Origin of the sequence: Microbacterium sediminis, from assembly GCF_004564075.1 — a bacterium.
In the GTDB taxonomy this organism is placed as follows: Bacteria; Actinomycetota; Actinomycetes; order Actinomycetales; family Microbacteriaceae; genus Microbacterium; species Microbacterium sediminis.
Window position 1 is genome coordinate 2,590,569 of the sequence record NZ_CP038256.1, and the last position, 21,734, is coordinate 2,612,302.

Genomic DNA, 21,734 nt, shown 5'->3' on the forward strand with positions numbered 1-21,734 from the left:
GCCCGATCAGCGTCGGTCAGACGAAGCGCTTCTCGTTCGCGTGCTCGGTGTTGCCGAACTGCTCGTTGTCGCGGCCGACCTGCGTGCCGATCTGCGCGAGGAGCACCTTCATGTCGGCGATCGCCTGGTTCCAGTTGCGCTGGCTGATCTGGTACGCCTCCGAGGCGGCACCCGACCAGTCAGAGCGCAGCGGAGCGAGCGCCTTGTCCATGTCGGCGAGGTGCTGCTCGATGATGTTGGCACCGTTGGTGATGTCGAGGCCGGCGGTTCCGACCTGCTCGAAATTGACCTTGAACATGTCTTCTCCCTATGCCTTTCAGGCGCCCATGCGGCCCTGGAGGGCCTGCAGTGCGGCCTTGGCCGCGTCGTCGTCGCTGGTGTAGCTGGTCTGCGAAGCCTTCAGGTTCTGCTCGAAGACGTCGAGGTTGTCCGTGATCTTCTTCGCCTGTGCGCGCCACGCGGTCATCAGGTTGGTGAACGCGGTGGCCGACTGGCCCTGCCACGAAGCGCCGATGCCCGCGAGCTTGCCCTCGAGGGCCGAGATGTCCGAGTTGAGCGTGTTCTTCGCTTCGGCGACGATCTTCGCCCCGCGATCGATGGCACCGTCTGCGGCGGAAACCTCAGTAGCCATGTGCACCTCCAAGTGTCGTGGGCGACGATTGCCACCCGGTTCTGAATCCCTTGGACCCCCCGCGGGATCCATCACCGATTTCCGGCGACGTGTTCACCATACGAACAGCCCGAGGCGGATCCAATGGGTACCAGTCCCCATCGGGGTCGTCTTTATACTGAGTGCGGCGTCGGCACACGGGGGAGCGCATGAACGAACGCACGGGGGGCACCGCGACCGCGACGGCGCAACTGCTGAAGCTCACGGTGCAGTCCGGCGACCGTCGCGTCGATGTCGCTCTGCCCGGCAGCGTCCCCGTTGCGGAGATCGTGCCGTCGGTGGCCCGACGGCTGGGCGTGCTCGACGCCGTCGAGGCCCACGCCGGCTACTGGTTCGTGCGTCCCGACGGCGATCGGCTCGATCCCGATCGGTCGCTGGTGGCGCAGGGCATGCTCGACGGCGACGTCGTCGCGCTCGAGATCGGCGCCGACGCCCCGCCCGCCAAGACCTACGACGACATCGTCGAGGCGGTCGCCGACGCGGTGGAGGAGCGCGCGAAGCCGTGGACGCCGGGCGACACGGTGACGACCACGACGGTCGTCGCCTCGGTGCTGCTGACCCTGGCGCTGCTGCCGGTGCTCGTGTCCGAGACCGTCGCGCACAGCATCATCGTGCCGGTCGGGACGGGGCTGTCCGGGCTGCTTCTGCTCATCTGCGCCGCCGTGCTGGCCCGCATCGGCACGCCGCCGCAGGCGCCCGTCGCGCTCGTGCAGGTGGCCGCGGCGCACGCCGCCGTCGCCGGCTTCACCGCGACGGGGCTGCCCTGGAGCTGGGGCGTTCCGACGGCGCTGGCCGGCGCCGGCGCCGCCCTCGTCGGCGGCATCGCGATGCTGCTCGTCACCAAGCCCCGCGAGTACTCGCTCGTGCCGCTGGTCATCGGCGTCGTGCTGGGCCTCTCCGGCCTCATGATCACCCTGACGGGCGCGGAGCCCGCGGCGATCCTGGCGATCGCCCTGGCCCTGTCGGGCATCGCCGGGCTCGGGATCCCGTGGCTCGCGCTCGCGTCGACCTCGCTGCGCGTGGTGTCGGCGCGCGGCGACTCCGAGATCTACGCCGCGCCCGAGAGCATCTCGCGCGCGGAGGTGGCGGAGCGGTTCGCGACCGGCCACCGCTTCCAGGTCGCCCTGCGCATCGCGGTGAGCGCGATCGCGCTCCTGGCCACCGCGCCGGTCGTCGCCTCGGGCGCCTTCGGCCTCGCGCTCGCGGTGCTCACCTACCTGGGCCTCATCCTCGGCGTGCGGCAGGTGTTCGCGCGCACCGACATCGTCATCGTCACGGCCACGTCGATGGTGGGATCGGTGCTCATGATCGTCGTCGCCGTGGCGGCGTTCCCCGACTGGAGCACCTGGATCATCGTGGCCCTGGCGATCGTCGCCGCCGCGGTGATCGGGCTCGGGCTGCTCGCACCGAAGCACCGGCTGTGGATCGAGCGGGTGATGGATCCCGCGGAGCTCGTCGTGATCGCCCTGCTCCCGCCGCTGGCGATCCTCGTGGGCGGATGGTTCTGAGCGGATGGCGTCCAAGCAGGAACTGATCCAGGCCCAGCGGTTCAGCCGCCAGCGCCTGCTCACGGCGTTCACGAGCGGGGCGCCCGGCGGGCGGGAGCTCGCCCCGGCCAAGCCGCTGCGCGGCGTCGTCGTGGGCGTCGCGCTGGCCGTGATCACCGCGGTCGGCACGCTCCTCATCGGCTCGTTCACGGGCACGCTGCCGACCGGGTGGCAGAACTCCTCGGTCGTCTTCGTCAAGGGCGAGGGCACCCGCTACGTCGCGATCAACGGGACGCTGTACCCGTTCCTCAACCTCTCCAGCGCCCGCCTGGCGACCGGCTCCACCGAGATCCTCGAGGTCACCCCCGATCAGCTCGCCGGCATGCCGCGCGAGTCGACGCCGGTGGGCATCGAGGGCGCGCCGGACGCCCTGCCCGAGGCGGCGCGCCTCATCGACGCCGCCTGGACGTCGTGCGTGTCCGACGACATCAGCGCCGCGCTGGCGGGCGAGACCGTCTTCGACGACGAGGGCAAGCCGGTGCCGCCGCTGCCCTCCACACGGATCGCGAGCACGGGCGTGCCGGGCACCGCCCCCGTGTCGGACATCGTCGTCGACCAGGAGGGCACCGCCTATCTCGTGACGGGGTCGATGCGCTACGAGATCCCGACGCAGGTCGAGGCGATGGGGCTCGCGCTGCAGATCACCCACACGCCCCGCACGGTCAACGCCAACTGGCTGAACCTGCTCGGCCAGGGCACCCCGCTCACGCCGATCGCCTTCGAGCGCCTGGGCCGCCCCGCGCCAGGCATGGACCTGCGGATCGGGCAGATGGTGCAGACCCAGGACGCCGAGGGCGCGGTGACGGGAGACTACGTCGTCACCCCCGACGCGCGCCTCGTGCGCCTGAACGCGTTCGCCCGCGAGATCGTCGCGATGTCGGTGGGCGACGACCCCACGCTGCAGGAGCCCGTCACGATGAGCGTGACCGAGGCGGGGCCCCTCATCGACGACGAGTCGACGATGATCCCCGACGACTGGCCGACCTACCTCGCCGAGCCCGCCGACGACGCCACGTGCGTGCGGGTCGCGCCGACGCCGGCCGCCGAGGAGGAGGGCCCGCGCCCGGAGGTCACGGTCAGCGAGGCGCCCGCCGAGCTGACGCCCGGCCCGGTCGTCGAGCCCGGCGGCGGCGCCCTCATCGACGCCGTCTCGTCGGGTGGCGGTCACGCGTACGCCTACATCTCCGAGAACGGCGTGTACTTCCCGATCGCCACGCTCGCCGACGTCGAGCGGCTCGGCTACACCGCCGAGGACATCGTGCAGGTGCCCGGCGCCTGGGCCCGCCTGTTCCCCACCGGTCCCGAGCTGAGCCAGAGCGCCACGGGAGTGGTGGCCCCGGAGAGCCCGTGATGCGCCGCCTGCGGGCCGCCGCGGCCGTCGTGGCGATCGCCGGCGCGCTGCTGGCGGCGCCCGGCACCCCGGCGCAGGCGCAGGCGCAGACGGACGAACCGTGCCTGCAGATCCAGCCGCTCATCGACGGGGCGGGCAACGCGCTCATCGAGCGCCTCGGCCTCGAGCAGGCCTGGCAGCACACGCGCGGCGCCGGCGCGACCGTGGCCGTCATCGACAGCGGCGTGGACGGCGACAACGTGCACCTGCAGGGCGCGATCGCGGGCGCGCAGACGATGTTCCGCCCCACGGCCGAGCAGGCGCAGTCGTCCGATCCCCGCGAGGACCTGCTCGGGCACGGCACGGCGGCGGCCGGCATCATCGCCGCGCGTCCCGTCGAGGGCTCCGACGTGGTGGGCATCGCGCCGGAGGCCGACATCCTCGCGATCCGCGCGTTCCAGACGAACGACGCCGACTCCGATCGCGCGGTGGGCCCGACCACGCGGGCGGTCGCCGATGCCATCCGGCTCGCCGCCGATCGCGGCGCCGACGTGATCAACCTCTCGCTCTCGCAGCCGCAGCCCGACCCGGCGATGCAGAGCGCGATCGCCTACGCGCAGGCCCGCGGCGCGCTGATCGTCGCGAGCGCCGGCAACCGCGGCACGAGCGAGGACGACCCGGCCCAGCCGCGGTATCCGGCCGCGTACGACGGCGTGCTCGGGGTCAGCGGCGTCACGGCGGAGGGCGAGTGGGACGCCGCGTCGTCGTTCCTGGGCGCCTCCGTCGACGTCGTGGCCCCCGGGCAGGGGCTGCTCGCGCCGTGGTGCGGCGGCGGCGACACCGTGCTCGGCGAGCAGGTGTCGTCGAGCTGGGCGACCGCGGTGGTCTCGGGCATCGCCGCGCTCGTCGCCGCCGAGCACCCCGACGAGAGCCCGCAGGAGTGGGCGTACCGGATCATGGCCACCGCGCTGCGCACCACCCCGGGCGAGCGCAAGGACACCGTGGGATGGGGCGAGGCCCGCCCGTACGAGGCGCTCGTGTTCCTCGACGACGGATCGGCGCCCGGCCCGGAGTCGCCGACGCACGACCGCCCCACCGATCTCGTGGTCGACGACGAGGCGGTGCGGATCGAGGCGCCGCGCGATCCGCTGGCCGGCACCCGCGCCGCCGTGGCGTGGACGCTGCTCGGCGGGGTGACCGTCTCGCTCACCGCCCTCGTGATCGGCAACCTCCGCACCCGCCGCCCGGCGCGCCGCGGATCGCGCTGACGGCCGCTCAGATGACGTCGCGGAAGGTGGCGTCGGGGGTGCCGAAGCGGTGCGCGGTGATCGAGATCGACTGCTCGCGCAGGAACGGCAACAGCTCGATCCGCCCGGCCGTCGTGACCTCGCCGGCGTAGATCGCGAGATCGGGGTCGCCCTCGACCGCCCGCGCCAGGGCGAGGTGCAGCTCGCGCACCGCGGCTCGCGGCCCCACGAGGCGCACGCGCGGCGCCCGGGCGATCACGGCGGGGTCCACGAGGTCGACGATCTCCGCCTCGGCGTCGGCCGGCTCGCCGTCGCCCGCTCCCGGCGCGGCCGCCGCCCCGGGCTCGACCGCCGTCTCGGCCTCGGCGGGCGCCGACATGCGCTGGATCCACTCGTCGTCGCTCTCGACCGACACGGGGATCCGCAGGTCGCCGAGCACGCGCCGCACGGCGGCCGGCAGCCCCACGGGCGTCGACAGGGTGAATCGGCCGCCCGTGCGCAGGCCGGCGATGATCACGCGCAGCACCTCCTGCCACGCCGCGTCGGCCGTCGCGCGCACCGCGACGGGCACGGGCCGGTAGCGGAACAGGTTGCGCTCCACGCCCAGCCCCGAGACGTCCTTGACGCGCCCGAACTCGCGATCCCATGCCACGGCGTCCGAGAGCGCCGCGCGCCGCAGCCAGTCGAACTCCGCGTACGTCAGCGACGGCTGTGCCGCCTCGATGACGGCCGCCAGCCGGGTGTCGAGGCCGCGCAGGTGCACATTGCGCCCGCCGCCGGCGCCCGCGGTGGCCCGCCACTCGCCGAGCCCGATGAGGTGGTTCGGCCCGCCGGCCTTCGCGCCCGTGCCCACCGAGGATCGCTTCCATCCGCCGAACGGCTGGCGCTGCACGATCGCGCCCGTGATGCCGCGGTTGACGTAGAGGTTGCCGGCCTCGACCCGCGCGAGCCACAGGGCGAGCTCGTCGGGGTCCTGCGTGTACAGGCCGGCCGTGAGGCCGTAGTCGACGGCGTTCTGCAGGCGGATCGCGTCGTCGAGCGTCGGCGCGTACATGACCCCGAGCACCGGCCCGAAGAACTCCTCGGTGTGGAACCGGGAGCCGGGCTTGACGCCCACGCGGATGCCCGGCGTCCACAGCCGGCCGTCGTCGCCGGGCAGCTGCCGCGGCTTCACGAGCCACTCCTCGCCCGCGTCGAGCGTGGTCAGCGCCCACTCGAGCTTGCCCTGCGGCCTCTCGATCACCGGGCCGACCTCGCTGAGCGGGTCGGCGGGCCAGCCCACCCGCAGCGAGCGCGTGGCGTCGACGAGCTGACGGGCGAAGCGCTTCGAGCGGCCGACCGGCCCCACGAGGATCGCGAGCGACGCGGCCGAGCACTTCTGCCCCGCATGCCCGAAGGCGCTGCGCACGAGATCGGCCACGGCGAGGTCGAGGTCGGCCGAGGGCGTGATGATCATCGCGTTCTTGCCGCTGGTCTCCGCCTGCAGCGGCAGGTCGGGCCGCCAGCTGCGGAACAGCGCCGCGGTCTCCCACGAGCCCGTGAGGATCACGCGGTCGACGGCGGGGTGGGTGATCAGCTCGCGCCCGAGCATGGCCTCGTCGAGGTCGACGAGCGCGAGCAGCTCGCGCGGCACCCCGGCGTCCCACAGGGCCTCGGCCACCACGGCCGCGCTGCGGCGCGCCTGCGGGGCGGGCTTGAACACGACGCCCGAGCCGGCGGCGAGCGCCGCGAGCACCCCGCCGGCCGGGATCGCGAGCGGGAAGTTCCACGGCGGGGCGACGACGGTCACGCGCGACGGCTCGAACCGCGCCCCGGGGATCGCGTCGAGCTCGGCCGCGTTCGCGGCGTAGTAGCCCGCGAAGTCGACCGCCTCGCTCACCTCGACATCGGCCTCGGCGAACACCTTGCCGGTCTCGGCCGCCGCGACCTCGATGAGCTCGGCTCGGCGCGCCTCGAGCGAGCGGGCGGCGCGGCGCAGCACGTCGGCGCGATCCGCCGCGGGCATGCGTCCCCACGCCTCGGCCGCCGCGCGGACCGCCTGCACCGTGCGGTCGAGCGCGTCGGCGTCGGTCACCCGCGCCGCCTCGATCGTGGCCGATCCGGCCTGGGAGCGCGGGATGCGCGCGAGCACCTGCCGCGCCCACTCGCGGCTGGCGGGCAGCGACGGATCGGTGTCGGCGGCGTTCACGAATCCGGGCGCCCCCGCGGCCTCGCCGGTCTCGACCGTCTGGAACACGGCGGTCTCGACCCAGGTGTCCTGCGCGAACCGCTGCGCGGACTCGTCGTGGCCCCGCGCGATCCCCACGACCGCCTCGGTGAGCGCATCGGCCTGCTCCTCGATCGGGATCGGCGCTCCGGGCTCGAGACGACGCCCGCGGCGGCGGGGCCCGGTGGGAAGCGTCGGATCCACCGAGCGACGCACCGACGCGACGAAGCGCTCCCGCTCGCGCTCGAAGAGGGCGTCGTCGTGGGCCATCTCGAACGCGGCCGAGAGGAAGTTCTCGCTCGATCCGTTCTCCTCCAGCCGGCGCACGAGATAGCTGATGGCGACGTCGAACTCGGCGGGGGCGACGACCGGCACGTACAGCAGCACCGGTCCGACCGTGTTCGACACGGCCTTGACCTGGCCCTGCGCCATGCCGAGCAGCATCTCGAACTCGACGGCGTCGGCCAGCCCGCGGCGGGTGGCCAGCAGCCACGCGTAGGCGATGTCGAACAGGTTGTGCCCGGCCACGCCCAGCTGCACGGCGGCGACCCGCTCCGGGCGCAGCGCCTCGTCGAGGCACCGCAGGTAGTTCGCGTCGGTGTCGAGCTTGGTGTCGTAGGTGGCCAGCGGCCAGCCGTGCATGGTCGCGTCCACGCGCTCCATCGCGAGGTTGGCGCCCTTGACCAGGCGCACCTTGATCGGCGCACCGCCGCCCGCCACGCGCTGCTGCGCCCACGCCGTGAGCTCGTTCAGCGCCGGCAGCGCGTCGGGCAGGTAGGCCTGCAGCACGATGCCGGCCCGCAGCCCGCGCAGCTCCGGTTTGTCGAGCAGCCGCGTGAACACCGCGATCGTCAGGTCGAGATCGCGGTACTCCTCCATGTCGAGGTTGAGGAACGTGCCGTTGCGCGCGGCCGTGAGGTAGAGCGGGGTGAGACGCTCGACCACGCGATCGACGATCTCGTCGAACGCCCACATCGACAGGTGCGAGGCGATCGCCGAGACCTTGACCGACACGTAGTCGACGTCGTCGCGCTCGACCAGCTCGGCGATGCCGGCGAGCCGGTGCTGCGCCTCCTTCTCGCCGAGCACGGCCTCGCCGAGCAGGTTGAGGTTCAGCCGCGCGCCGCCGGCCCGCAGGCGCTCGATCGTGGGGCCGAGCTTCTCGGGGCGCGCGTCGACGATGAGGTGGCCGACCATGGCCCGCAGCACGCGCCGCGCGATCGGCACCACGGCGGCCGGGGCGACCTGCCCCACGACCCCGCCGGCGCGCACGGCCGCCCGCAGCGGCAGCGGCAGGAACCCCGGGGCGAGCGGGGCGATGCGGGCCAGATTGCGCGCCGCGGCCGTGAGGCTCTCGGGGCGCATCACGCCGTCGACGAAGCCGACCGTGAACGCCATCCCGTTGTCGTCCTTCAGCACCCCGGCCAGCCGGCGCGCGGCCGGATCGTCCTCGACCTCGGCGGCCTGCATCACCCACGTGCGGGCGAGCGCGATGGCGTCGTCGACGAGGTCGCCGTGCGGCAGAGGAAGGTCGGCGGACATGTCGTCCAGCCTACGGATGACGGCGAGCTACGGCCCGATTTCCCTCCGTTCCCGGTCTGGGGTTAGTGTCTGGCCATGGAAGCCACCGACGTGCTGATCCGCCCCATCCGAGACGTCGACGCCGAGGCGATGGGCCGTGTCCACGCCCAGGTGTGGCACGAGACCTACGACGGCATGGTGTCGCGCGCGGCCCTCGAAGCCGTCTCGCCCAGGCGACTGGCCGATCTGTGGACCCACTACGCGCAGCGGGGACCCGAGCACCGTCACGCGGCGGCCCTCGTGAACGGCGAGATCGTGGGCTTCGCCGCGTCGGGACCGGCCCGCGACGCCGACGCCCCCGCCGAGCGCGAGCTGTACTTCGTGTACCTGCTGGACTCGTGGCACCGCAAGGGCATCGGCCGACGGCTGTTCGACGCCGTGGTCGACGACGGCGAGCCGCTGTACGGCTGGATCGCCAAGGGCTACCCCGGCGGCACCGGCTTCTACGAGAAGCGCGGATTCGTGCTCGACGGCGCAGAGCGCGACGAGACGTTCCTGGGCGAGACGCTCACCGAGGTCCGCTTCTCCCGTGGCTGAGGCCCTTCAGGTCTGGGCCCTCGAGGGGATCGGTGAGATCCGGTCGGGCGACGACCTCGTGGCGATCATCGCCGATGCCGCCGGCGACACCCTGCGCGACGGCGACGTCCTCGTGGTGACGAGCAAGATCGTCTCCAAGGCCGAGGGGCGCTTCGTCGAGGCCGACGACCGCGAGGACGCCATCACGGCCGAGACCGTGCGGGTCGTGGCGGAGCGGACGTGGCCGAACGGCTCGCGCACGCGCATCGTCGAGAGCCGCCTCGGGATCATCGCCGCCGCCGCCGGCGTGGACGCCTCCAACACCCCGGACGGCACGGTGCTGCTGCTGCCGGTCGACCCCGACGCCTCGGCGCGGGCCCTGGCCACCGGCCTGCGGCAGCGCACGGGCGCCGAGGTGGGCGTGATCGTCTCGGACACCCTGGGCCGGGCCTGGCGCGACGGCCAGACCGACTGCGCGATCGGCGCCGGCGGCGTGCACGTGTTCGAGGATCTGCGCGGTCAGGTCGACGCGCAGGGCCGACCGCTCGTGGTCACCCAGCCGTGCGTGGCCGACGAGCTGGCCGCGGCCGCCGATCTCGTCAAGCGCAAGACCACCGGACGCCCGGTCGCCGTGGTGCGCGGGCGGGCCGATCTGGTCGGTCCCCTGGACCTGCCCGGCGCGCGCTCGATCCTGCGCCCCGGCGAGCGCGACATGTTCCACACGGGCGCCGAGGAGTCCTACGCGGCCGGCTACGCCGCCGGCCGCGCCTCCCGCCCCTGACCGGGCCACAAGCCTCGATCTCGACTCCGCGGCTGCGCCGCTCCGCTCGATCCGTCTCCGCTCGCTTCGCTCGGTCGACGAGCCGTGACCCTTACGGCTCGTCGAGCAGAGTGAGCGCAGCGAACGACGCCGAGACGGATCGAGCGAGCGCAGCGAGCCGAGATCAGCGCGCCTGCCGCCGTGCCCGGCTCAGCGCGCGCACGGCCTCGAACCCGCCCTCGATGAACGCCTGCCGCTTCGCGTGGCTCCAGGTCTGGATCCGCTTCTCGAGGTCGTAGGCGTCCTCGATCCGGTCGAACTCACCGCACCACGCGAGCTGCACCGGCAGCCGACGCTTCGTGTAGTCGGCACCCTCGCCGTTCTGGTGCTGCCAAAGGCGCGCCTCGAGGTTGATCGTGCTGCCGACGTAGAAGGTTCCATCGACGCAGCGAAGAATGTAGGTGTGCGGCATGCGCCGACGGTAGAGGATCCACGGCGCGGGCGGCGCCTGTTCTCCACAGGCCCCGGGATCTCGACTGCGCGGCTGCGCCGCGGAGACCTGCACTGAGCAAGCGAAGCGCGTCGAAGTATCGATCCGTCTCCGCTCGCTTCTCGGTCGACGAGCCGGGCCCCCTACGGCTCGTCGAGCAGAGTGAGCGCAGCGAACGACGCCGAGACGGATCGAGCGAGCGCAGCGAGCCGAGATCTCCACAGGACCACAGGCCCCGAGATCTCGACTGCGCGGCTTCGCCGCTTCGCTCGATCCGTCTCCGCTCCGCGCTTCGCGCTCCGGTCGACGAGCCGTGAAGCTACAGCCCGCCGAGCAGCAACACCCCACGAGCTCGTCGAGCAGAGTGAGCGCAGCGAACGACGCCGAGACGGATCGAGCGAGCGCAGCGAGCCGAGATCCCCACCGCCGAGGAACGAGCCGCGGACCTACAGCCCGAGGGGCGGAGCGGCCCTTCCGTGGGGCGGGGTGCGCTGACATAGTGGCGGCATGGGTGCGATCGAGAACGCCAAAGTCACCGTCGTCGGAGCCGGAGCGGTCGGCTCGAGCACCGCGTACGCCATGCTCATCCGCAAGGCCGCGCGGCACGTGGTGCTGTACGACATCGCGCGGCCGAAGGTCGAGGCCGAGGTGCTCGACCTGGCCCACGGCACGAACTTCACGGGGTCGAGCACCATCACGGGCGGCGCCGACATCGCGGTGACCGCGGGGTCGCACGTCGTCGTGATCACGGCCGGCGCGAAGCAGGATCCGGGTCAGACCCGCATGGATCTGGCCGCCACGAACGCGAAGATCATCGCGGGCATGATGCCGCAGCTGCTCGAGGTCTCGCCCGACGCGATCTTCGTGATCGTCACCAACCCGTGCGACGTCCTCGCGGTGGTCGCGCAGCAGGTGACGGGGCTGCCCGCCGAACGCGTGCTCGCCTCGGGCACGGTGCTCGACACCTCGCGACTGCGCGTGCGCCTGGCCGAGGAGGCCAAGGTCGCCACCCGATCCGTGCACGCGCACATCGTCGGGGAGCACGGCGACACGGAGTTCCCGCTGTGGTCGAGCGCCACGATCGGTCCCGTGCCGCTGCTGGACTGGCGCGCGAAGGATTTCGAGGGCTTCCGCCAGGAGCAGCTCGACGCGATCGCCGTGGAGGTGCGCGATGCCGCGTACAAGGTGATCCAGGGCAAGGGCGCCACGAACTACGGCATCGGACTGTCGGTCACGCGCATCGTCGAGGCCATCCTCAACGACGAGCACGCGGTGCTGCCGGTCTCGACGGTGCTGAGCGAGTTCCACGGGATCGACGGGGTCGCCCTCTCGGTGCCGTCGATCGTGAACGCCACGGGCGCGTACCCGATCCGGGAGACCCACTTCGACGAGCGCGAGCTCGAGCTGCTGCGCACCTCCGCCGGGGCGATCTCGCTCACGGCGCAGAGCGTGATGCGCTGACGCCACGCGACGGCACGCTGCAGGGCGACTGCACGCCACCGAATGTTCATCCGCCGGCTACCTGCGCTGAATAGAACGGTGGGGCCGGACGTCCCGATCCGGATCCCCCCAGCAGCGAGGACCACGATGTCGTCATCCTTCCTACGGCGCGCGACCGGAGCCGTCGCGGCCGCCGCCGCGGTGTGCGCGTTCGCGATCGTGCCGGCGACCGCCGCGAATGCGGTGATCGTCGACGAGCCGATCGTCGATTCGATTCCCAACGCCCCCTTCCAGATCGTGCCGACCGGCACGTTCGAGACGGGCATCTTCGATCAGGGCGCCTCGGAGATCGTGCAGACGTACGGCAACCGGATCTTCTCGGTCAACGCCGCCGCCGGCTCGGTGTTCGTCATCGACATGAGCAACCCGGCCGCGCTGGAGCAGGTCGGCGAGATCGCGTCGGAGGGCGGAGTCGCCAACTCGGTCGCGGTCCGCGCCGACGGCCTGGGCGCCGTCGCTCTGGAGGACGCGGCGGACAAGACCGCGCCCGGGCGGATCCTGTTCTTCAACGCCAACACGCTCGAGACCCTGGGCGCGGTGACCGTCGGCTCGCTGCCCGACATGGTCACGATCTCGCCCGACGGAAAGTACGCCCTCGTCGCCAACGAGGGCGAGCCGAACGACGCCTTCACCGTCGACCCCGAGGGCAGCGTCAGCGTCATCGCGCTGCCCGGTTCGCTGCAGGCGCCAAGGCAGGCGGACGTGCGCACCGCCGACTTCCACGCGTTCGAGGACGCGGAGCTGCCGGAGGGCATGCGCGACGCCTTCGGCCCGATCCTTAACGAGGATCTGCCCCGCTCGACCAACTGGGAGCCGGAGTACATCACGGTCCAGGGCGGCACCGCCTACGCGGCGCTGCAGGAGGCCAACGCCGTCGCCGTGATCGACCTCGCCACCGCGACCGTCACCGACCTGTGGGGCCTCGGCTACACCGACCGCGGGCTGATCCCGCTGGACGCGTCGGACCACGACCCCGAGGGGGCGCCGACGATCAACATCGCCACCTACCCGGGCCTGCACGGCATCCCGATGCCCGACGGCATCCAGTCGTACGTCGTGGGCGGCCAGACCTACCTCGTCACCGCCAACGAGGGCGACGCCCGGGAGTGGGGCGACTATGCCGAGCCCGCACGCGTGAAGAACCTCGCCGACGACGGCTACGGCCCGCTGTGCGACGACCTCGCCGCCTACGCGGACGACGCGCAGCTCGGCCGCCTCGAGGTCACCACCGAGATGGGCTTCAACGAGGCGGAGGGCTGCTACGACGAGCTCTACACCTTCGGCTCGCGCTCGTTCTCGATCTACACCGCCGACGGCGACCTCGTGTTCGACTCGGGCGCGCAGTTCGAGGAGCTCACGAAGCGCCTCAGCGAGGAGACCGATCTGGTCTTCAACGCCGGCCACGACGACAACGAGCTCGAGAGCCGCAGCGACGCCAAGGGCGTCGAGCCGGAGAACCTCACGATCGGCGAGGTCGACGGCCGCACCTACGCGTTCATCGGCTTCGAGCGCCTCAGCGGCGTCGTCGCGTACGACATCACCGACCCGGTCGCGCCGACCTACGTGTCGTACATCAACAACCGCGACTTCGGCGTGAGCCTGGCGGACGAGTACGAGGACCTCGAAGAGGCCGGCGCCACCCCGGAGGCTCTCGCCGACCTCGTGAAGTCGGCCGGCGACCTCGGCCCCGAGGGCCTCGACTTCGTCGCCGCGGCAAACTCGCCCACCGGCAAGCCGCTGCTCGTCGTGGGCAACGAGGTCACGGGATCGACGACCGTCTACACGCTCGACGACGGCACCACCGAGGTGCAGGTCCTCACGATCAACGACTTCCACGGCCGCATCGAGGCGAACGGCGACGAGGCGGGCGCGGCCGTGCTCGCCGGCGCCGTGGCCGAGTACCGCGACGCCAACCCGAACACGATCTTCGCCTCGGCGGGCGACAACATCGGCGCCTCGACGTTCACGTCGTTCATCGCCGATGACGAGCCCACGATCGACGCGCTCTCGGCGGCCGGCCTGGACGTCAGCGCCGTGGGCAACCACGAGTTCGACCAGGGCTTCGACGACCTCACCGACCGGGTGATCCCGTCGTACGGCGGCGAGGAGTTCGCGCTCGGCGCCAACGTGTACCTCAAGGGCACCAAGACCCCGGCGCTGCGCGAGTACGCGATCAAGGAGGTCGGCGGGGTCCGCATCGGCTTCATCGGCACGGTGACCTCGGACACCTCCACGCTCGTGAGCCCGGCCGGCATCGCCGACATCGAGTTCGGCGACCAGCTCGAGGCCGCCAACCGCGTGGCCGCGCAGATCGCCGACCAGACCGACGCGATCGTGTTGCTCGCGCACTCCGGTCCGTCGGGCAGCGACTGCGCGACCATCTCGAACGAGCAGTCGGAGTACGGCGACCTGATCCGCGGCGCCTCGAGCGAGATCGACGCGATCGTCTCGGGTCACACGCACCTGCTGTACGACTGCGAGATCGCCGGCCGTCCCGTGATCCAGGCCCACCAGTACGGCACGACGCTGGGCGCCCTGGACATCGTCGTGGACTCGACGACGAACGAGCTCCGCTCGATCGCCGGCTCGACCGTCGACCTCGTGGCGGACGACACCGAGGAGCCGCTGTTCCCGGCCGACCCCGAGGTGCAGCAGATCGTCGACGCCGCCTCGGCCGAGGCCGACGTGCTCGGCTCGGTCGAGGTGGGCAAGATCTCGGGCGACATCCTCCGCGGTGGCGACCCGGCGGGATCCGACCGCGGCGTGGAGTCGACGATGGGCAACCTGGTCGCCGACGTCTACCTGTGGGCCACGAGCGAGTACGAGAACTACGGCGGCGCCGAGCCGGCGCAGATCGCGCTCATGAACCCGGGCGGTCTGCGCGACGACCTGCTCTACGGCGAGGACGGCACGGTCACCTACGCCGACGTCGCCGCCGTGCAGCCGTTCGGCAACACGCTCGTCACGCTCGGCCTCACCGGCGCGCAGCTCGAGCAGGTGCTCGAGGAGCAGTGGCAGCCGGGCAACGAGCGGCCCAAGCTGCACCTGGGCGTCTCGGAGGGCTTCTCGTACGAGTACATCGACGACGCCCCCGCCGGCGAGCACATCGTGTCGATGAGCTACCTGGGCGAGCCGATCGATCCGGCCGACGAGTTCCTCATCGTCACGAACTCGTTCCTCGCCTCGGGCGGCGACGGCTTCACGACGCTCGCCGAGGGCACCGGCACCGCGGACTCGGGCCTCATCGACCTGTCGGCCACGGTCGACTACTTCGAGGAGCACCAGGTGGTCGACCCCGCCCCGCTGGGCCGGGCGATCGTCTGGACGGGCGCGGAGCCGACCCCGGCACCGACGACGCCCGCCCCGACGACGCCGGGCACCGACGAGGGCGAGGCGTTCCCCGCGCCCGACCCCGACTCGCTCACCGACGCCAACCGCGGCGGCCTGACCGCTCCCGACACGGTCGCGGCCGGCGGCACCTTCACGATGACGGTGCCGAACGCCGAGCCCGGTCAGCGCGTGGGCGTGTGGCTGTTCTCCGACCCCGTGTCGCTCGGTCAGGTGACCGTGTCGGCCGATCGCACGGTCACCGTCACCCTGCCGGCCGACGTGCCGCCCGGGGAGCACCGCGTGGCCGTCGTCGACGAGGCCGGCAACGTGCTCGGGTGGACCGAGATCACGGTCACGGGCCTCGGCGTCACGGGTGGCGAGGTTCCCTGGGGTCTGGCCCTGGGCGCCCTCGGCCTCGTGGTCGCGGGCGGCGTGATGCTCGTGATCCGCCGTCGCACCGCCGCTCCCGTCGCGGCGTAAGCGACCAGCGCCCCAGCGGCGGCTCGGCTCCCTCGGGGCCGGGCCGCCGCTGTGCGTTTGCGCGGCCGGATCGGGGAGAATGACGGGGTGACCTCGCCCCGCCCCCGCCCCACGTGGACTCAGGCGGTGTCGGCGCTCTTCGTCGCGGCGGCCCTGGTGATCGTCGCCTGGTGCGTCGTGTTCGCGATCCGCGCGGTGCTGCCGACCGCACCGGTGCAGGCGTTCCTGACGGCGTACCCCGGCGAGAGCGCGCTGCCGGCGTTCACCGCCCCCGGGATCCCCGCCTTCGTGTCGTGGACGCACTTCCTCAACGCGTTCTTCCTCGTGCTGATCGTGCGCTCCGGCCTGCGCTTCCGCTTCGAGAAGCGATCCGGCGGGCTGTGGACCTCGCGCCGCGTGAAGCGGCGCCGCATGTCGCTCGCCCTGTGGGGCCACCTCGCCGTCGACGTGCTGTGGCTCGCGAACGGCGTCGTGTTCGTCGTGCTGCTGTTCGTCAGCGGCCACTGGGCGCGGATCGTCCCCACGAGCTGGGACGTGATCCCCAACGCGCTGTCGGCCGCCCTGCAGTACGCGTCGCTGGACTGGCCCACGCACAACGGGTGGGTGCACTACAACGCGCTGCAGCAGCTGTTCTACTTCGCGATCGTGTTCCTCGCCGCGCCGCTGGCAGCGCTGACCGGGTGGCGTCTCAGCGCGTTCTGGCCGGCCGCGTGGCGCTGGCTCCCCGAACGCACGGCCAAGGCGCTGCACTGGCCGACGATGCTGTTCTTCGTGGGGTTCACGATCGTGCACGTGGGGCTCGTGCTCGCCACGGGCGCGCTGCGCAACCTCAACCACATGTACGGCGGACAGGACGCCGTGAACTGGACGGGCTTCGCGGTGTTCGCCGGCACGCTCGTGCTCATGGCGTTCGGCTGGTACGCCATGCGGCGCGACGACTGGATCGCGCGCGTGGCGCGCCTCACCGGCGACGTCCGCCTGCTCGGCCGCTGACCTCGACTCGCCGCGCTGACTCCGCTCGACGAGCCGTAAGGTTCACGGCTCGTCGACCGAGCGAAGCGAGCGGAGACGGATCGAGCGGAGCGGCGCAGCCGCGGAGTCGAGATCTCTCGGCCTGTGTCTCGGCGGAGATCTCGACTCGCTGCGCTCGCTCGATCCGTCTCGGCGCCGTTCGCTGCGCTCACTCCGCTCGACGAGCCCGTGGGGTTACGGCTCGTCGAGCAGGTGGCGACACGGGCTCGTCGACCGAGCGAAGCGAGCGGAGACGGATCGACACTTCGACGCGCTTCGCTTGCTCAGTGCAGGTCTCCGCGGCGCAGCCGCGGAGTCGAGATCGCGGCCGCGTGGGGTCAGGCGTTGGCCGCGGCGCGCTCGTCCTCTTCGGTCGCGACCAGCTGGCCGCACGCGCCGTCGATCTCCTTGCCGCGGGTGTCGCGGATCGTGGTGGGGATGCCGGCGTCGTTGAGGATCCGCACGAACTCGTTCTGCGCCGCCTTCGTCGAGGCGTCCCAGACCGACCCGGGCGTCGGGTTGAGCGGGATCGGGTTCACGTGCACCCAGCCGCGGCCGCGGGCGTTGAGCTTCTCGGCGAGCATGACGGCGCGCCACGGGTGATCGTTCATGTCGCGGATCAGCGCGTACTCGATCGAGACGCGGCGGCCGGTCTTCTCGTAGTAGCCCCGGGCCGCGTCGAGGACCTCGTCGACCTTCCAGCGCGAGTTGACCGGGATCATCTCGTCGCGCAGCTCGTCGTCGGGCGCGTGCAGCGAGAGCGCGAAGGTGACGGGGATGCCCTCGTCGGTGAGCTTGCGGATGGCGGGCGCGAGCCCGACGGTCGAGATCGTGATGCCGCGGGCGCTCATGCCGAGGCCGTGCTGCTTGTCGGTCATCACGCGCACGGCGTGCATGACGCGGGCGTAGTTGGCCAGCGGCTCGCCCATGCCCATGAACACGATGTTCGTCACGCGCTCGTCGGCGTGCTCGGCCTCGCCCAGCTCGCCGGCACGGATGAGGGCGTTGGCGCGGACGATCTGCTCGACGATCTCGGCCGCCGACATGTTACGCGTGAGCCCGGCCTGGCCGGTGGCGCAGAACGGGCAGTTCATGCCGCAGCCGGCCTGCGAGGAGACGCAGAGGGTGATGCGACCGGGGTAGCGCATGAGCACCGACTCGACGAGGGCGCCATCGTGCAGCTTCCACAGGAACTTGATCGTGTTGCCGTCGTCGGTCTGCAGGCGGCGGACCTCGGTCAGCAGCGTCGGCAGCAGGCCGGCGACGAGCTCGTCGCGGCCGTCCTTCGGCAGATCCGTCATGCGGGCGGCATCGCTCGTGTAGTGCTCGAAGTAGTGCTTCTCCAGCTGCTTCGCGCGGAAGCCCGGCAGGCCGAGCTCCTTCGCCTTCTCGACGCGCTGCTCGGCCGTGAGGTCGGCGAGGTGCACGGGCGGCTTGCCGCGCTTGGGGCTGGCGAACTGCAGCAGCGGGCGACCGGTCTCGTCCTTGGCCTGCTGCCACCCCTCGGTGCGGGGGCGCACCTGGCGCACGGCGCCGGCGGTGCCGCGCGGTTCGGGCGCGCGCGTGGTCGAGGGGGTTTCTGGCATGTGACCAGGGTATCGGGAGCGTCTGTGCGAATGCCGGTGCCGGCCGCCCGGCGGCGCGGCCGGGTTTTGGAGATCGGGAACAGCGGTGTGGCGCGCGCCCGGGCCCGCCCGACAGGATGGGCGGATGCGCGATGAAGCCCTCCCCTTCCGACTCGAACTCGGCGCCCGCGATGGATCGCCCGCGGGGATCGCCCAGGCGGCCCGCTTCGCCGAGGAGCACGGCTACGACGGCGTGCAGGCCCCGGAGACCCAGCACGATCCCCTCATCGGATGCGCCGTGGCCGGGGCCGCGACGGAACGGGTGCGCCTGGCCACCGCGATCACGGTCGCGTTCGCCCGCAGCCCCATGACCCTCGCGATGACCGCGAACGACGTGCAGCTCGCCACCGGGGGACGCTTCGCGCTCGGCCTGGGTTCGCAGATCCAGGCGCACATCGAGAAGCGGTTCTCAATGCCCTGGTCGGCGCCCGTCCCCCGCATGCGCGAGTTCATCGGCGCCCTGCGCGCGATCTGGGACTCCTGGGCCACCGGCGAGCCGCTGCGCGTGCGAGGCGAGAGCTACCGGCACACCCTCATGACGCCGTTCTTCAGCCCCGGCCCCAACCCCCACGGCAACCCCGACGTGTGGCTCGCGGCGGTGGGCCCGGCGATGACGCGGCTGGCCGGCGAGGCCGCCGACGGGTTCGTCGCGCACGCATTCACGACGCGCGAGTACCTCGTCGATGTCTCGCTGCCCACGCTCGCCGAGGGCGCGGCGCGCTCGGGCCGCGAGACCCCCGCCGTGATCGTCCAGCCGTTCGTCATCGCCGCCGACGACGAGGCGTCGCGTGCCACGCAGGAGGCGTCGGTGCGCCAGCAGATCGCGTTCTACGGATCGACGCCCTCCTACCGCGGCGTGATGGAGCGCCACGGCTGGGAGGACGCCGCCGACCGGCTGCACGCGGCCTCCAAGCGCGGCGAGTGGAAGACGATGGCCGCCGAGATCACCGACGACATGCTCGACGCGTTCGCCGTCGCCGGCACGCCCGCGCAGGTCAGGGCCGGCCTCGCAGCGCGCTTCGGCGGCATCGCCGACACCGTGTGCGTGAACGCGCCGGCCACCCCCGAGGAGCTCGCCGGCATCGCCCGCTGATCGCGCGGGAGCCGACGCCGAGTTTCGGCGAACTCTCAGGGTCCGGATAGGATGACGCGGTCCGCTCTGCGATCCAGAGCCGCCGCAACAGCCCGACCGCCACGCTCCCCGGAGCGCCGGCCATCCGTCCCCAACGAGGAGGACAGCCATGTCCGTGCAACAGGACCACAAGCCCAAGTGGAAGATCATCGGACCCGGATTGGTGGTGGCCGCCACCGGCGTGGGCTCCGCCGACATGGTCGCGACGCTCGTCGCCGGCTCCAACTACGGCTACATGCTGCTGTGGGCGGTCGTGCTCGGCGTGATCCTCAAGATCGTCCTCGTCGAGGGCGCGGGTCGCTACACGGTCGCCACGGGCAAGACGATCTTCGAGGGCTGGCGCACGCTGGGCCGCTGGCCGGTCTGGTACTTCGCGCCGTACATCGTCATCTGGGGCTTCGTCTACGCCGCGAGCGCCATGAGCTCGACCGCGATGCCGATCGCCGCGCTGCTGAACGAGGTGCCTGCCTTCGAGGGCACCGTCTTCGTGGAGCTGTGGCCGTGGGCGATCATCACGGGCCTGCTCGGCTTCGTGCTCGTGTGGTTCAACCGGTACAAGACGTTCGAGAAGATCACCGCCGCCCTCGTGGGCCTCATGTTCATCACGATCGTGGTGCTCGCGTTCATCGCGGCGCCGAACGTGCTGAACGTGCTCAGCGGCCTCGTCCCGCTGCTGCCCGAGGGTGACAACGCCATCTTCTACACGCTGGGCCTCGCCGGCGGCGTCGGCGGCACGATCACCCTCGCCGCGTACGGCTACTGGCTGCGCGAGAAGGGCTGGGACAAGCCCCAGTTCATGCGCGTCATGCGCATCGACAACACGATGGCGTACGTCGTCACCGGCATCTTCGTCATCGCGATGCTCATCGTCGGCGTGGAGGTCGTGCAGGCGGCCGGCGTGGCGATCCAGTCGGGCGACGCCGGTCTGCTCGACCTCGACCGCGTGCTGCGCGAGCGCTACGGCGACTTCCTGGGCATCTGGTTCCTCATCGGCTTCTGGGCCGCCGGCTTCTCGTCGGTGCTCGGCGTGTGGAACGGCGTCTCGCTGATGTTCGCCGACTTCATGGGCAACGTCACGGGCAAGGGATCGGACCACCCCGACTCGCGCCTGGACGGCAAGTGGTTCCGCGCCTACCTGATCTGGCTCACCTTCCCGCCCATGATCCTCGTCGTGCTGACGGGCATCTTCGGGGTGGCGCAGCCGTTCTTCCTCGTGCTGCTGTACGGCGCGCTCGGCGCGCTGTTCATGCCGTTCCTGGCGATCACGCTGCTGCCGATCCTCAACACCGACCGCGTGCCGCGCGAGTACCGCAACCGCTGGCACACCAACACGGCGCTCGTCATCACGACGGTCGTGTTCGTGGCGCTCGGCATCTACCAGCTCATCAACGCGCTCAAGCCGCTGTGGGAGACCGCCGGCTGATCCGCGTCGCCGCCCCCGGGGCCGCGCTCGTCTTCGGACGGGCGCGGCCCCGTCGCGTTCGGGCGCCGTCCCGCCGCGTAGCCTGGAGCGATGGCCGAGGCGTTCCCCGCGACGATCGCCGCGCGGATGGATCACGAGCTCGAGATCCGCAAGTCGCGGTTTCTGTGCCACCTGCAGCCGGTCGCCTCGGTGGCCGAGGCCGACGCGTTCATCGCCGCCATGCGCAAGGAGTTCTGGGACGCCCGCCACAACTGCACGGCGATGATCACCGGCGTGCGCGGCGATCAGGCGCGGTCGTCGGACGACGGCGAGCCCTCCGGCACCGCCGGCGTGCCGATGCTCGAGGTGCTGCGCCGCCGCGGCATGACCGACGTCGTCGCGGTGGTCACGCGCTACTTCGGCGGGATCAAGCTGGGCGCCGGCGGCCTGGTGCGCGCCTATGGTCAGGCGGTGTCGGAGGCGCTCGATCGGGCGGCGATCGTGCACCGACGATCGCTGACGCGCGTCTCGATCGCCGCCCCGCACGCCGACGCGGGACGGCTCGACAACCTGCTGCGCGACTGGGCCGGCGCGCACGACGCGGTCGTGGGCGATCCGGAGTACGGATCGGTCGCGACGCTCACGGCCTGGGTCCCCGAGGACGAGCTCGAGCGGCTGCGCGACGACCTCGCCGCCTGGACGGCCGGGGGCGTGACGCCCGCCGTCGGTGAGGTGCGGATCGTCGACGTGCCGGCGCCGGCCTCGCGCTGACGCGAGGGGAATCGCCCGAGGCGAGGGGGATTCCCGCCGGATGGTCGGATCTCGCGCGAAAGCCCTCGGCTCCGGCGGCAGGGAGCGGGCTCGGGCGGCAGGGAGCTGGCCCGGGCGGCAGGGAGCGGGCCGATCG

General features: G+C 72.2%; 16 protein-coding genes. 11 read left to right on the forward strand and 5 right to left on the reverse strand.

Going from position 1 to position 21,734, the window contains the following annotated elements; translation table 11 throughout:
• Window positions 1-16 precede the first annotated feature (16 nt).
• Together E3O41_RS12395 and E3O41_RS12400 are read right to left on the reverse strand one after the other, a co-directional pair.
• Window positions 17-298 carry a WXG100 family type VII secretion target gene (locus E3O41_RS12395; protein ID WP_067025195.1) on the reverse strand — a complete coding sequence of 94 codons (282 nt, stop codon included), beginning with the start codon at window positions 296-298 and terminating at the stop codon, window positions 17-19.
• A gap of 18 nt (window positions 299-316) precedes the next feature.
• Window positions 317-631, reverse strand: a complete 315-nt coding sequence (locus E3O41_RS12400) for a WXG100 family type VII secretion target (RefSeq protein ID WP_067025198.1) — start codon at window positions 629-631, stop codon at window positions 317-319.
• Between the two features lie 188 nt (window positions 632-819).
• On the opposite strand from E3O41_RS12400, the gene eccD reads away from it, so the two are divergent.
• From eccD to E3O41_RS12415, 3 genes are read left to right on the forward strand one after another with little or no spacing between them, the layout of a single operon-like run.
• Window positions 820-2,178, forward strand: coding sequence for a type VII secretion integral membrane protein EccD (gene eccD, locus E3O41_RS12405; RefSeq protein WP_135012498.1), 1,359 nt, complete (start codon window positions 820-822; stop codon window positions 2,176-2,178).
• A gap of 4 nt (window positions 2,179-2,182) precedes the next feature.
• A complete protein-coding gene (gene eccB / locus E3O41_RS12410; protein WP_135012500.1) occupies window positions 2,183-3,568 on the forward strand; it encodes a type VII secretion protein EccB in 1,386 nt (461 codons plus the stop codon).
• Window positions 3,568-4,815 carry a S8 family serine peptidase gene (locus E3O41_RS12415; RefSeq protein WP_135012502.1) on the forward strand — a complete coding sequence of 416 codons (1,248 nt, stop codon included), beginning with the start codon at window positions 3,568-3,570 and terminating at the stop codon, window positions 4,813-4,815. The genes eccB and E3O41_RS12415 overlap by 1 nt, the downstream gene beginning before the upstream one ends.
• 7 nt (window positions 4,816-4,822) lie before the next feature.
• On the opposite strand, the gene E3O41_RS12420 is transcribed toward E3O41_RS12415, so the two are convergent.
• Window positions 4,823-8,542: a proline dehydrogenase family protein gene (locus E3O41_RS12420; RefSeq protein ID WP_135012504.1), complete on the reverse strand. Its 3,720-nt coding sequence runs from the start codon at window positions 8,540-8,542 to the stop codon at window positions 4,823-4,825.
• Between the two features lie 75 nt (window positions 8,543-8,617).
• On the opposite strand from E3O41_RS12420, the gene E3O41_RS12425 reads away from it, so the two are divergent.
• Both E3O41_RS12425 and cofE read left to right on the forward strand, forming a co-directional pair.
• Window positions 8,618-9,118 carry a GNAT family N-acetyltransferase gene (locus E3O41_RS12425; protein WP_067025212.1) on the forward strand — a complete coding sequence of 167 codons (501 nt, stop codon included), beginning with the start codon at window positions 8,618-8,620 and terminating at the stop codon, window positions 9,116-9,118.
• On the forward strand, window positions 9,111-9,878 hold the full coding sequence (gene cofE, locus E3O41_RS12430) for a coenzyme F420-0:L-glutamate ligase (RefSeq protein WP_067025215.1): 768 nt from the start codon (window positions 9,111-9,113) through the stop codon (window positions 9,876-9,878). The genes E3O41_RS12425 and cofE overlap by 8 nt, the downstream gene beginning before the upstream one ends.
• 163 nt (window positions 9,879-10,041) lie before the next feature.
• Here cofE and E3O41_RS12435 read toward each other — a convergent pair whose 3' ends face one another.
• The gene (locus E3O41_RS12435) at window positions 10,042-10,329 is read right to left on the reverse strand and encodes a GIY-YIG nuclease family protein (RefSeq protein WP_067025218.1); all 288 of its coding nucleotides are present in this window, start codon (window positions 10,327-10,329) and stop codon (window positions 10,042-10,044) included.
• Window positions 10,330-10,854: 525 nt separating this feature from the next.
• On the opposite strand from E3O41_RS12435, the gene E3O41_RS12440 reads away from it, so the two are divergent.
• From E3O41_RS12440 to E3O41_RS12450, 3 genes are all read left to right on the forward strand, one after another.
• Complete coding sequence (locus E3O41_RS12440; protein WP_067025221.1) at window positions 10,855-11,808, forward strand: L-lactate dehydrogenase; 954 nt, start codon at window positions 10,855-10,857, stop codon at window positions 11,806-11,808.
• Between the two features lie 126 nt (window positions 11,809-11,934).
• Complete coding sequence (locus tag E3O41_RS12445; protein ID WP_135012506.1) at window positions 11,935-15,657, forward strand: choice-of-anchor I family protein; 3,723 nt, start codon at window positions 11,935-11,937, stop codon at window positions 15,655-15,657.
• Between the two features lie 87 nt (window positions 15,658-15,744).
• Complete coding sequence (locus tag E3O41_RS12450) at window positions 15,745-16,650, forward strand: cytochrome b/b6 domain-containing protein (protein WP_244927248.1); 906 nt, start codon at window positions 15,745-15,747, stop codon at window positions 16,648-16,650.
• A 356-nt stretch (window positions 16,651-17,006) separates the two neighbouring features.
• On the opposite strand, the gene rlmN is transcribed toward E3O41_RS12450, so the two are convergent.
• Window positions 17,007-18,254 (reverse strand): dual-specificity RNA methyltransferase RlmN, encoded by a 1,248-nt coding sequence (gene rlmN, locus E3O41_RS12455; RefSeq protein ID WP_067025230.1) that lies wholly within the window; start codon window positions 18,252-18,254, stop codon window positions 17,007-17,009.
• Between the two features lie 124 nt (window positions 18,255-18,378).
• Between rlmN and E3O41_RS12460 the strand changes: the two genes are divergently transcribed.
• From E3O41_RS12460 to E3O41_RS12470, 3 genes are all read left to right on the forward strand, one after another.
• Entirely contained in the window at window positions 18,379-19,386 is a 1,008-nt protein-coding gene (locus E3O41_RS12460; RefSeq protein ID WP_067025233.1) for a TIGR03617 family F420-dependent LLM class oxidoreductase, read from the forward strand.
• Window positions 19,387-19,534: 148 nt separating this feature from the next.
• Window positions 19,535-20,848, forward strand: coding sequence for an Nramp family divalent metal transporter (locus E3O41_RS12465; protein WP_067025236.1), 1,314 nt, complete (start codon window positions 19,535-19,537; stop codon window positions 20,846-20,848).
• 90 nt (window positions 20,849-20,938) lie between these two features.
• On the forward strand, window positions 20,939-21,598 hold the full coding sequence (locus E3O41_RS12470) for a YigZ family protein (protein ID WP_135012510.1): 660 nt from the start codon (window positions 20,939-20,941) through the stop codon (window positions 21,596-21,598).
• Window positions 21,599-21,734 lie beyond the last annotated feature (136 nt).

Coding starts and splice junctions, on each gene's coding strand:
- E3O41_RS12395 (WP_067025195.1), bottom strand. CDS start 298: ATGTTCAAGGTCAATTTCGAGCAGGTCGGAACCGCCGGCCTCGACATC.
- E3O41_RS12445 (WP_135012506.1), top strand. CDS start 11,935: ATGTCGTCATCCTTCCTACGGCGCGCGACCGGAGCCGTCGCGGCCGCC.
- E3O41_RS12415 (WP_135012502.1), top strand. CDS start 3,568: ATGCGCCGCCTGCGGGCCGCCGCGGCCGTCGTGGCGATCGCCGGCGCG.
- eccD (WP_135012498.1), top strand. CDS start 820: ATGAACGAACGCACGGGGGGCACCGCGACCGCGACGGCGCAACTGCTG.
- E3O41_RS12465 (WP_067025236.1), top strand. CDS start 19,535: ATGTCCGTGCAACAGGACCACAAGCCCAAGTGGAAGATCATCGGACCC.
- E3O41_RS12400 (WP_067025198.1), bottom strand. CDS start 631: ATGGCTACTGAGGTTTCCGCCGCAGACGGTGCCATCGATCGCGGGGCG.
- E3O41_RS12425 (WP_067025212.1), top strand. CDS start 8,618: ATGGAAGCCACCGACGTGCTGATCCGCCCCATCCGAGACGTCGACGCC.
- E3O41_RS12440 (WP_067025221.1), top strand. CDS start 10,855: ATGGGTGCGATCGAGAACGCCAAAGTCACCGTCGTCGGAGCCGGAGCG.
- E3O41_RS12435 (WP_067025218.1), bottom strand. CDS start 10,329: ATGCCGCACACCTACATTCTTCGCTGCGTCGATGGAACCTTCTACGTC.
- E3O41_RS12420 (WP_135012504.1), bottom strand. CDS start 8,542: ATGTCCGCCGACCTTCCTCTGCCGCACGGCGACCTCGTCGACGACGCC.
- eccB (WP_135012500.1), top strand. CDS start 2,183: ATGGCGTCCAAGCAGGAACTGATCCAGGCCCAGCGGTTCAGCCGCCAG.
- E3O41_RS12460 (WP_067025233.1), top strand. CDS start 18,379: ATGCGCGATGAAGCCCTCCCCTTCCGACTCGAACTCGGCGCCCGCGAT.
- E3O41_RS12470 (WP_135012510.1), top strand. CDS start 20,939: ATGGCCGAGGCGTTCCCCGCGACGATCGCCGCGCGGATGGATCACGAG.
- rlmN (WP_067025230.1), bottom strand. CDS start 18,254: ATGCCAGAAACCCCCTCGACCACGCGCGCGCCCGAACCGCGCGGCACC.